At 59.5% G+C, this 11,571-nt stretch carries 9 protein-coding genes; 1 reads left to right on the top strand and 8 read right to left on the bottom strand.

The window, feature by feature from the left end; all coding sequences use genetic code 11:
* Positions 1 to 15: 15 nt before the first annotated feature.
* Positions 16 to 1,749, bottom strand: coding sequence for a glycosyltransferase (locus JJC00_RS13920; protein WP_200473097.1), 1,734 nt, complete (start codon positions 1,747 to 1,749; stop codon positions 16 to 18).
* A gap of 509 nt (positions 1,750 to 2,258) precedes the next feature.
* Between JJC00_RS13920 and JJC00_RS13915 the strand changes: the two genes are divergently transcribed.
* Positions 2,259 to 3,575, top strand: coding sequence for a hypothetical protein (locus JJC00_RS13915; protein ID WP_200473096.1), 1,317 nt, complete (start codon positions 2,259 to 2,261; stop codon positions 3,573 to 3,575).
* Between the two features lie 68 nt (positions 3,576 to 3,643).
* Here the strand turns inward: JJC00_RS13915 and JJC00_RS13910 are convergent, their stop codons facing one another.
* The 7 genes from JJC00_RS13910 to JJC00_RS13880 are packed head-to-tail and all read right to left on the bottom strand — an operon-like array spanning position 3,644 to position 11,378.
* Entirely contained in the window at positions 3,644 to 4,972 is a 1,329-nt protein-coding gene (locus tag JJC00_RS13910) for a hypothetical protein (RefSeq protein ID WP_200473095.1), read from the bottom strand.
* Between the two features lie 27 nt (positions 4,973 to 4,999).
* Positions 5,000 to 6,853, bottom strand: a complete 1,854-nt coding sequence (locus JJC00_RS13905; protein ID WP_200473094.1) for a hypothetical protein — start codon at positions 6,851 to 6,853, stop codon at positions 5,000 to 5,002.
* A gap of 12 nt (positions 6,854 to 6,865) precedes the next feature.
* Positions 6,866 to 7,864 (bottom strand): Gfo/Idh/MocA family protein, encoded by a 999-nt coding sequence (locus tag JJC00_RS13900; RefSeq protein ID WP_200473093.1) that lies wholly within the window; start codon positions 7,862 to 7,864, stop codon positions 6,866 to 6,868.
* Between the two features lie 31 nt (positions 7,865 to 7,895).
* Positions 7,896 to 8,729, bottom strand: a complete 834-nt coding sequence (locus tag JJC00_RS13895; protein WP_200473092.1) for a class I SAM-dependent methyltransferase — start codon at positions 8,727 to 8,729, stop codon at positions 7,896 to 7,898.
* Positions 8,627 to 9,091 carry a GtrA family protein gene (locus JJC00_RS13890; RefSeq protein ID WP_200473091.1) on the bottom strand — a complete coding sequence of 155 codons (465 nt, stop codon included), beginning with the start codon at positions 9,089 to 9,091 and terminating at the stop codon, positions 8,627 to 8,629. The genes JJC00_RS13895 and JJC00_RS13890 overlap by 103 nt, the downstream gene beginning before the upstream one ends.
* Positions 9,088 to 10,119 carry a glycosyltransferase family 2 protein gene (locus JJC00_RS13885; protein WP_200473090.1) on the bottom strand — a complete coding sequence of 344 codons (1,032 nt, stop codon included), beginning with the start codon at positions 10,117 to 10,119 and terminating at the stop codon, positions 9,088 to 9,090. Before JJC00_RS13885 ends, JJC00_RS13890 begins: the two co-directional genes overlap by 4 nt.
* A 26-nt stretch (positions 10,120 to 10,145) precedes the next feature.
* The gene (locus JJC00_RS13880) at positions 10,146 to 11,378 is read right to left on the bottom strand and encodes a class I SAM-dependent methyltransferase (RefSeq protein WP_200473089.1); all 1,233 of its coding nucleotides are present in this window, start codon (positions 11,376 to 11,378) and stop codon (positions 10,146 to 10,148) included.
* Positions 11,379 to 11,571 lie beyond the last annotated feature (193 nt).

The raw sequence follows: 11,571 nt of genomic DNA, 5'->3' as shown, positions 1-11,571 counted from the left end.
CGTTCGGAGACGAGATCATGCCGCGTCGCGATCCGGCCGACGCACGAGCAACCCGTTGCGGGCCATCGCGGTAAGGATAGCATCGACATGTCGCCTCCAGGTATAGCGATTCAGAACCTCGGCGCGGGCAGCCTTCGCCACCCCGGCGGCGGCCGGCATGTCATCCACGACCCGCCGCAACGTGTCCTTGAACGCCTTCGCATTGCCCGGTTCGTAAAGTAATCCGCAAGGCGCCCCCGCCCCCGGCGGCAGCGCCCCCAGGCGCGTGGCGCCGCGGCCGGTGATGACATCCTCGATCTGGCCGAGCGCTGATGCGACGATCGGCTTTTCCATCGCCATATACTCGAACAATTTGGTCGGCGATCCAAAAAATCCCGAGCCGTCCGCGTTCGGCACGTGCGGCGAGAGCAGCAGGTCCGCGCAGGCGAGATATCTGGGGGCCTCCGATTGCGCCACCAGACCCGTCAGTGTGACAAAGCGCGCGACCTCGGGCGGTCCGACCAGCCGACGCACCTCGGGCATCTTCAGACCGTCGCCCACCAGCATGAAATGCAGCTTGCTCCGCTCGAGCCAGGCGGCGTCGTTGCGCGCGAGGTCACGGATGCATTCGGCGAGAAACTCGATGCCATGCCACTGGCCGAACGTTCCGATGAACCCGGCGACCAGCGCATCTTTCGGGATGCCACACTGCTGCTTCAGATCGGCGAGATCGTCCGTCGAGAATCTCGTGGAATCAAAAGCGGCCGGATCGACACAGTTGGGATACACGAGAATCCGGCTATCGGGAATTCCTCGCCGCTTCAGCTCATCCCCCAACTCGTCCGAAACGGTGACGATCAAATCCGCAGCGTCCAGCGCGACTGCTTCTGCCTTCTCTGCGGCCCCGTGCAGGCGGAGCCGCGTTCCCCAATTCGCGGACGCCCAGGCCTCAGATCCGTTGAATTCGACGACGACCGGCACGTTCAAGCGGCGCCCGAGGTGAGGCCCGGTGAAATCGTGCAGGGAAAATCGTTGATAGATGAACGACCATGGATTGGAGCTGTGCAGCGGAACGATCCTTTCCTCGATCGCCTCCGCATACGGATAGAAATTCAACTCCGCCGGCATCGCAAGCAGCCCATCCGGCTGCAACTTCAGCCAGCGCGCGCCCGCGCGATCGGTGGGCAGCGACTTGAGACTTGCGTAGTCCACCTCGAAGGCGTTGTCGAGAAACCCTCCGATGACGCCAGCCGTGTGTCCGACCGAGCCGCCGACGGCCGCACCCAGCGAGATGTTGGCATCGAGATAGAGAATGCTCGCGCCGCAGCTGGGTGGGACCTGGCGGGGCATCGGCAACCGTCTCATCGCCTCTCCCTTGCGCAAACGGCGGAAAAGAGCACGGCGGGACGACAGGGTATCGACGCCGAGCTGCAGCAGGTTCTGCAGCCCGCCAAGCCGCCCGAGAGCCTCGACCCGCAAATCGGGCCAGACAACCGCAAGTGAGCCTACCCGGGTCAATGCAGCCGCGATCGAGAGCGGTGCAATCAGCGCCGTGGAAACCTCGCTTTCCAGCGCGATGACCAGCTTATCGGCACGGAGACTGCGCAACTGCCGAAGCGCCGCGACGGGCGACAATTTGCGCAGGTTCGCCGCGTCATAGTAGCTATCCACCGGACCGCAGACCTCCGTGATTCGATCGGCAAATGATCTCGTCACGGGATGAAAGCTCATGACGATCAGCTTGGGGCTTGTGGAGAGGTCAGGACGCATTTGCTTCGCGGAGGGGTTGGACATATGGGGTCAGGCTATACAAGCAATACAGTGTCAAGACCAGCTCCCAGGAGCCTCCAGCAAGGTTCGCGCGCCGCAGGCCCAAGCCATTCAGTTCCCGTCATTTTACCGGAACTCCGAAGACCCCGCCCGTCCCCCGCTAAAGCGCCGCCAATACGGTCCACGTGCTTGCCGCCACCCTTGGTCGCCGAGACGCACTGTCTCGCGCAATCGCTGGTATTCGCGGAACGACACATCAAGCCATCGGGCGAACAACCGAACGGCAGGCAATTGAGCTGCCCTGCCATTGCTTGGATATCGTGACGCACGTCGATGCCAGTGCACCAGGCCGTGCCGTTCGGCAGATCCTGACCGAGATCCGACGGAGCCGGGCAACTTTGCGCGGCTGGACGAGGTCTTCAGCAAACCACCTCAACCGCCGCACGCGTTGAACTTCCCTAGCTGTCAGGATACGTTGCTTTGGGGTTGTTGAAGTGAGATCGGGAGCAATGGCCGAGTCCGTCAATTCAGTGCATCGCGGGCTTGCCGGCCTGTTCGATCGAGACCAAAAGCGTCCGCTACTCCTCGGGCTTCTGATCTGTCTTCATATCGTAATCTGCGCCGCCTCACTTCGCATATCATTTCCGGTCTATCGATCAGAATACGTGATGTACGACCCCGCGGGGCTCGCAAACGCGATAGCGGCGACCGCGATCTTCTGCCTGATTGCTCCGCTCTTCGTGTTTGCCCGCTTCAGCTTCGGTTATCTCTGCGGATTCTACCTGTTCACCATGGTGGCCGGCTTTCTCTGGCTGAACTCGTTCTCGAAGCTTCAGTACGACCATGTCGCCGCAGGTATCTCCGCGGGCTTGTCCTGCCTGACCTTCCTGCTGCCTGCCCTGCTCATCACCTCCCGGATCGGCCGCCCCATCGAGATCTCGGAGCGCAGGTTCGAACGCGTCCTCTACGTCATCGTCGCGTTCTGTCTCGCAACGTCGATAGCAGCGGCCACATACGGCTTCCACGTCGTCGCGATCAACGACATCTACCACTATCGCAGCGAGCTGCAGTTTCCGACCGCGCTGAACTACGCTATCGCATCGACCATGACCGTGCTGATACCGTTCGCCTATGCGTGCTTCGCCCTGCGGCGTCGATACTGGATGGCAGCGGCGATGCTCGCCATCGCGATCTCATTTTATCCGAGTACGTTCACCAAGATCGCGCTGTTCACGCCGGCATGGCTGCTTTGCATGACGCTGCTTTCGATATTCCTCGGACGGATCGCAACGATCCTGTCCCTGTTTCTGCCGGTTCTCGCAGGCGTGCTTCTCATCATCACAATCGGCGAGCCGATGAGGCGCTATTTCGGCATCGTCAATGCCAGAATGCTGAGCGTTCCATCGGTAGCAATGGATGTCTACAACGAGTACTTTGCCCAGCACGAGCTGACCCATTTTTGCCAGATCTGGCTCCTGAAGCCCTTCGTAAGCTGCGCACTGAAACAGCAGATCTCCGTCGAGATGAACAGCACCTACCCGCTGGGTTTCCTCAATGCTTCCTTGTTCGCCACGGAGGGCATCGCATCCGTCGGTCTTTGGTTAGCTCCCCTCGCGACGTTCGCCTGCGGACTGGTCATTGGTTTGGGCAACCGGCTATCGGCAGGCCTGTCGGAGCGTTTCATTGTTATATCTGCGGCCATCGTGCCTCAGGTCATCACGAACGTACCGTTCTCGACACTGATCCTGACCCACGGCCTCTGGCTTTTGTTCTTGCTCTGGTACGTGACCCCTCGAACGCTGTTCGGTGGCCCTGCAGAACATTGAAGCCCGATCACGCCGAAGCTCGGTTCGCTATGGCGAAACCGATGAAGCGAGCGAGCCTTCCTACCAAGCTAGCTTGAACGGCTCGCTGGCTCGAATTTATCCCCTCTTGCCAGAGCGAGAAGAAGCTCAACTACAGCGCCAGACAGCAAGAGAAGGAAAATTTTGACCGGAGAGAGATAGAGCTCCGTGTAGTGAAAAAGACCCGCTTGCCCTAGAAAGGCCGCAACAAATACTGCACTCACGGTGAATACTGCGTCGTAGGGAGACCAGCCTGTAGAGCGGCGGGCAAGTGAAAGCCGCGCCCAGGCGAAGATAGCAGAGACGACTATGAGGACGTAGATCATATTATAGGTGGCGAGCGCTTTCGTCACCTTCTTCAGATAAATCGCGGCCACTTCGATCGGGTGATGAAGGACAATCTCGAAATACTTGCGCTTCAATATCGAATAATATTCAGCCGACAGATACACTGTTGTGGGGTTTACCTCCCTTACGGCTCGTATACCGTCGTCATCGTTCCACACGATACCGAACGGGTTCTCGACGACCCCCAGACCGATATACAGATTGTGCCATGCCCCGTGCTGCTCCATCCGGGTGGACGGCGCGATATCAAGGACGGCATCGCGAGCGCGAAGGATGGAGTATGGCGCCAGGATCGTCAGAATTGTTGCCGCGGCAACCACGAGATGGGCCAGCCCCGCACGCCGCATATTCATGAGCGAACAAAAATAACTGACGCCAAGGGCTAGAAGGGCCGTCACGACCCCCATAAGCCCGATCGCCTCACGGAAAATCATTCCGACAGCGAGACCAAGCAGACCGGCGATCATCCATAGCCACCAATTGGCGCGCGACGGGCCCGTGGACGGAACTCCGAGAACCGCCAACGGCAGCAATGCGACCAGACAGGCAACACCAAAGTGGCCAGGATGCGGCCCAAGCGAATGAAGCTTATTGGCAATCACGGCTCCGACCGTCAGGACGAGAAGCGAGAGAAATGGCAAGCGCAGACAGAAAAGCAGACCTGCCAGACTTACAATCCCGACATAATTCAAGATGGTATTCACCCTCGAGACATCAGTTTCGATTACGACCGCACCGCTAAGGGCCGCATAGAGATCCAAAACAAGGGGGAGCCCCGGATCGTCACCGGCCGAGACGTCCGCGATAGGTAAGAGACGGTCCCCCTGACAAATCGCCAGGATAGCCTTCGTCGTTCGCGCGCAATCGGCGCTTTTCACCCATACGGCGGCGGAGGACCAGGAATGCTCGAGTTTGCCGGCTTCGTTCAAGGAACGAAAGAAGCTAGGAACGGAGAATAACATCAGGACCACCAGAAACAGCGCGGCCTGGATCGGCCTGCGGTCCAGCTGTGCAATAAACTCGCGCAACAATTCAGGCCCCTCTCCGTTCAAAATACACTATTGATGACTGGCGCCGCAATCTGGCTCACGGCTGCTTTGACGGTAGACATATGCGATAACGCCTCCCGCGCTGCCTTCCGCAACATACTGATTGTCGATTCGTGGCCCATGCATGGTCTCGCGCGGCGGTCGCGTTCGTATCAGCAGTGCGGGACGTTCAAAAACCTTGCACCGTGCTGGAGACGAGAGATAACCCCGATAGCGTTGGATGATCGGAGCGACACTTTCCTTGAGTTCTGCCTGACGCACCTTGCGGTTGTCGCTCGCCGGATACCATGCATCGCGAAAGCTGAACAGGTAGCTCAGATTTGGTCCAGCCCCTTGCTGGATTTCCGCGCCCAGCAACTGCTCTGCCGTCTCGGGGCTCACGTCCGTTCGAAACCAGTGCTCGAAGAGCTCGTTCTCGTAACGGCTGGGATCGGCGCTCTTGGCCTCCGGCGCCATGTTCGGAATGAAGTTCATGGCAACCCGGTAGAAAGTCAGAACAACATCGTAGCGGTTGTTCGTTCTGACCTGCAGCATCGGCGCAATGCCCGCGTCATCCAACACCAAGCTCGCCTGGCTCGCCGTACCGGCGTCGACAGCCCGCAACGCGCGGACAACGGCGATGGACTCCATGTTGTAGGCCCGCCAAGCCAAAAACGAGGTCTTCTCCGCCTGCGCAACAACGACAGAAATGAGAGCCGAACATATCCACAACACCGGCGCAGGAAACGACAGGCGCGAGACGCAAGACTGCGCCATGACCGAAAGGGCCGTGACAACGCCGAACAGGAGTATCGGATAGCTTACAGTGCGCTCCCAATCCCGCGCGCTGAACATCAGCCCGGTCACGATCTGCTGATTGCTCAACACCAGGGGCATAACGAGACAGCCGAACGCCAGGAACGCCAATGGCCCCCTGTATCCGCGCAAGATCATCCAGAAGCCAAAGGCGACGCTGAAGGTGAGGCTGCCGATGACAGCAGGCGTAATAATCGGCAGACGCGTTGGGTAGGTAAGGCCGGCGAGCATCCCCGTCGTTGTCTGACCGCCATTGTGATCCCAATAAACTGCGCTGAGCGACACCAATGCGGCACCCAGCAAGCCGACTGCAATTGGGATGGCCGAGACCTGCCTGAAATATCCCTGCACCAGCAGGAATCCGCCAGCAATCGCCGCCACCGGAAGCGTCACGAACGTGTACCCGATCGGAAGCAGAGCTATGGTTATGACCGCTGCGGCAAGAGCCGCTCGTTCTCGAATTCCGATGACGACGGCGTATCGCGCGAGAAGCCCGAGACTCAGGAACATGAGCACAAAGCTCACCTGCGGCTCCGGCGTCCTAAGAACTGCGAGAAAGCTCGTCTCATAGAACGGGACAAGGTTGGGGTGAACCAATCCGACGATCTGGGAAAACCGCGAAATATTGAATTGGCCCGATGTCCAGAGAATCACATTGCCCAGCGAAAACAGATCATTCGCAAAAACCAGCGTCAGTGCCGCCAACACCCTTGCGGGCCGGCGGGATACGAGCTGACTGACGGCGAAATAGGCGGCACAGCTCGCCAGGAACGGAAATATGAAATCCGATGCGGCCAGCGTCGCGTCCAGCGAGGATCCGCAGACGCGATAAATGGCACTGAGCGCAAAGCCGGACAGCGCGCGCGTCGACCTCAGCGTTCCCAGCAACCAGCTTAGAACGTAAGTGTCCTCATCATAGGCACCCTGAAAATACCGGAATTCGCCAATCTCTCTGGCGAATTGCAGGTGCGGCCAAAGCCCCAGGATTCCGACGAAAGTCGCGACCAGGCCGGCGGCCAGCACGTCGGCGCGCGACCAGGCGCAAGGCAATGGACGGTTCTTTGTCACGTCGACTTCCAATCAAGTCCCGGCCGTTGCGAGCGTCCGTTTCAGGTCCTCCTGTACCGCAAGCAAGCCGGATACGTCTCCCCCAAAAACTGCTGCGTCTGTCGCACCCATCACCTGCGACAAGAACGCTCCAAGCTCAAGCCGCAAGGTGCTGGCCATCTCCGCCATGTGCGGCTCGAGCGCGTGCGGCTCGCTGTTGATCGTCATCAGCCCGTGGACGCCACTGAAGTCGATCGACGCATGACCGGATTTGGTCCGGATATTCAGCAACCTTCGACGCGCCTTTGCATTGGTGTGACAGCAAAATTCGTAGCGCCCTCCCCGATCATCGCGGAATTCGATACATCCCTGACGTCCATCCGGGCTCTCCTGTGCTGCGCCAATCCAAAGACCGGCGTTTGGGACAAAGACCCTGAAGATCGAATAGGCATGAGGCAACAAGTCGTACAGCAACCCTGTCTCCTCATGCCGGGTCTTTGTCGCGCCATGTCGCACTTCGTTTTCGACGTCTTCCCATATCAGCGTCATATCCGCGATGTCGGCGCCGGCGAGTTCCTCGGACAATTGATGGAAGGCTGGCAGGTAGGCGAATTCCGTACCCACCGCGAGAATGCGCTTCATGTGCTGAGCTGCAGCCACGAGCGTCCGGCCGCTTTCCGGATCGACACCGAGCGGCTTTTCGACAAGAACGTGCAGACCATGGCCGAGCGCGTCCATTCCGTCGCGCACATGATCGCGTGGCCGGCTTGATATGATCGCCGCTTGCGGCTGCCGATCGACAAGCATGGCCTCGGCAACCGTCGGCACGACCGTCAGGCCTGCAAGCTCGGCGCGCGCAGCGGCCCATGTCCGCACCTCGTCGGGACGGCTGCGGGCGGCTAGGACCACGCCTTCCGCAGAACCGCGCGCGGCGACGACGACAGAAAGCCAGGTGCGTCCCCAACGACCGCCGCCGACGATCACAAGCGGAATAGGCAGGGCCGCCGCGCGCCAGAAGTCAGCCAGTTTCAAAGCGATCGCGGTCAGATGCGTCCCTCCCGCTTCAGGACGGCGATTTCACGCCGCTGAGGTAGTATTGGGCGCCGAACGGAAGATGCCCTAAAAACGAGTCGAGGCGGCTGAGGAATGGGCCGGCGGGCGGCACCGAAATGATTGTCTTCGTTTCGACCTTGGCAAAGCCGCCGTCCGCAAACATTCGCCGCAGCTTCCCGGGCCGCAACAACACCGCGTCCTTGTCGATGTCGCAGGTCTTCACAATGTACTGTGTCGCCGGGTTATAGGGATTGTGCTCGAATACGAGCACCAGCCCGCCGGCCTTTGTCACACGAAATATCTCCGCGACGAACCCCGTCCATTGCGGCGGCGGCACATGATGCATGACGCATACGGTGAACACGATGGAGAATTGCCCGTCGCGATAAGGCAGCCGGGCTCCGTCAAACGTCGAATAGTGCACGAAAGGATGCCGCGCCGCGGCAAGCTCGACGCTCTGCGCCGATACGTCGATGCCGTGCAGTTCGCGGAACTCTCCTTCGAGGCCGGGATGATACGCGCCGAGCCCGCAGCCGAGGTCCAGAACATCCAGCTCTGTCAGATCAGGAAAATGCTCTCTGCCGAGCCGCAAGATGTGCTCACGCTTGATGTCGATGTAGAACGAGTGCTCACGCCCGGCAAAGGCAAGCGCCGAATTGATCTTGTCCTCGTAGTCGCCGGCGACGTTGTCAAAATCCGTCGCGACCTGTGACTGCGTCACTTGAGAGATCTTCTGTTCGGTCATTCCGACTCTCCCGTTGCAACAGTCTGCTCGCGCCTGCCGCGGACGGCAAACACCCAGCCGCGCAGCAGGAAGAAATTCAGCACGGGTATGATCACGCAAACGCCAATTGCGCCGGTCAGATAGGGCCAATGCAGCAGGTCGACGCTAAGCGCCATCACGCACCAGGAAACCACAAGCCCGGCCAGGGACATGACCACGAAGCGAGCAACCTGGTCGAAGGAATGGCCAGCGACCCGGAAGGTGAAGCAGCTCTGCATCAGGTACGAGATGGCGACCGAGATGACGTACGCGCACACCGACGAGAGGACCGGCGTCATCATGCGCGAAAGCACGAACGCGTTCGTAAGCACGAAATACGCGAGCGTGGTCGTCACGCCGGACACGCCAAAGCGCATGATCAGGCGCATGGAGGATGACGTCATCAGTGCGAATAAGCCGGACGTGGTGCCGGTGCCGTTCATCGGAGCAAATTCCGTTCGACGCTGTCGATCTGCTCGTTGAAATTGATCAGGTCGGAAATGATCGTCGGCGGCCGCAACCGGACCTGATCGTAAATTCGCCCGACATAGATACCCAGCACGCCGAGGAAAAGGCTGTTCAACCCAATACCGAACAGGATGAGGATCTGCGTGGTCGTGAATCCCGGCGGAACGATCTGGTGAGAGAACAACCTGACGACGAGATAGAAAGTCGCGAGCAGGACAGCGGCCAGCGCGATCACCAAGCCGATATAGAACGACACCCGCAGAGGCAGGCTCGAGTGCGCGATGATGCCGTCCATGGCCAGACGCACCAGGCTTCCAAATCGAAACTTGCTCTCGTTGTGCAACCGCGCAGCGCGATCGAAGGGAATGCCGGTCTGGCGCCTGGCGAGCGAGGAAATGAGACCGCGCAGATACATGTGCGGCTCGTGAATCGGACGGAGCCGCTCAATCACGGATCGGTCGATCAGCCGAAAATCGCCACCATCCGGAATGAGATGAGGCCCGCCAATCCGACGCATGAATCGGTAATATGCCCGCCTGCCGCGCCGCAGGAGCAGGCTCTCTTTCCGGCTTCGCCGCACGCCGACCACGACGTCAAACCCTTCGCTCCATTTTTGCAGGAATGCAGCGAACATCGATGGCGGGTCTTGAAGATCCGCGTCGATCTGGATTGCCGCCGCTCCGCGCGCCAGCCGGTAGCCGGTCAGAACAGATTGCTGAAAACCGAAATTTCTTGCAAAACGGGCGACCCGCACGGCCGGATCGAGGGCGGCAATGCTGGAGAGCTTTTTGAAGGTGGTATCGGTGGAGTGGTTGTCGGTAAACAGAAACTCGAACTGATAGTCCATCAGCTCTCCCGTAACCCGCTTCAGCTCCGCATATGTCCGATCGACGTTGTCTTCTTCATTGAAAACCGGAACGATGATCGAAATGAGAGGCCTGCTCGAGGACTCAGGTCTCCCATTCGCGGATTCGGCGTTTTCACCTGACGTCGTTTCAGCCATCAAAGCCATTCCCGTCACGCGCAGCACTAGGCCCGCTCAAACTCCTCTGGCGAAAATAGATCGATGATCTGACCGTCATATCCCTGCTTGCGCATGTACCCGTGAATTTCATCAGAGATGTGCCAAGCCAGATTGAGAAGCGGTACATCCCGGTTCGGCCGCTTGTCGAAATCATCGTCGGAAAGGATCGGGATGCGGGTGCCCGGGATGTAGTGCCCGATCTTCATCGAGCCCGGCTTCTCGTAGACCGCCTGCAGGGTGGACTGATCGAGATCGAGCAGCTCCACCAGGATAGCCGCGCGACCCGGAAAGGCCTTGCCGACGAGTGGACCATGGCGAGAAACGGCCGCTTCGATTTCGGCGCGCTTGCTCTTCTGCCACGCAGGTATCCGCTTCGCCATGTCGAGCAGGCGCTGCTCGAAGCCGCCTTCCGCTGCGTCCACCTTGGCGAGTTCGGGAGCAGCCTGCTCCTCACCGTCGCCTCGCCGCATCATGACGCGGATGTTGCCGCCATAGCGTGCCGGGAACTCCAGTGCCTCGATCCGCGCCTGAAGCGATTTGGCGATGTACCGGAAGGACGTCAGACTATAGGTGCGCGGATGCTCGTGATAGAACGTATCGAATTGATAGCGATCGAGCACGGAGCCGAGATAGTGGTTCTCGATGACCAGCAGCGTGGTCGGCCCCATGAGCGCACCGACGGCCGAGAGAACGCTCCGCAGATCCTCGATATGCGCGAAAACATTGGTGAACGTGATGATGTCCGGCAGACCACCGCTCGCCGCAATTTTTTCAGCCAGCGAAGGCGCGAAGTAGTCCTGATAAACCGTGTGGCCTGCCAGCTTCGCGTCTGCGGCGGCGCCGGTCGGCTCGACACCAACGGTCCTCGCGCCGCGTTCCCTGAAAATCGACAACAGGCTGCCGTCGTTGCATCCCACGTCGAGCACCAAAAGCTCGTTGAGTGAACCGACCTGCTTTTCGCATCGCTCCACCAGCTGACGCATTCCGTTCAGCACATCTGCGGTGTGCCGTGCCCTGTAGTGGTACGTACTCGGAAACAACGTCCGTTTCGGAACCTGATACGCCTGGTGAGCCGTCTTACAGGTCGGACAAAAGACGATATCTATTGGATATGTTTCAGGAATTGCCGGATTCCCGACCGGCACGAGATCGTCGCACAGCGGATGGCGTCCAAGATCCAGAACATCCTTGAGTTCGGACCCGCCGCACACCTCGCAACCTTTAATTGTACGCGCCATCTATAGTTCCAAATCGGGAGAAAGCAAGTCGCCTTATAAGTGAAGTCCGCGACATTGCAAACGTGCCATTTGATGTCACCGCCTCCCCAGTGAAACCAGTGTTTCTCGCGACAGGACCGGTGGTCAAGTGCAGGCCGCGCTTCTTCGTGCCCCTATCGTCACCACGAATGTTAGGGCTATAAGAATTGGCAGC

Source organism: Bradyrhizobium diazoefficiens (assembly GCF_016616885.1).
Lineage (GTDB): Bacteria > Pseudomonadota > Alphaproteobacteria > Rhizobiales > Xanthobacteraceae > Bradyrhizobium > Bradyrhizobium diazoefficiens_F.
Note: the sequence above shows the minus strand (reverse complement) of the source record. Positions and strands in the feature narration are given on the sequence as shown.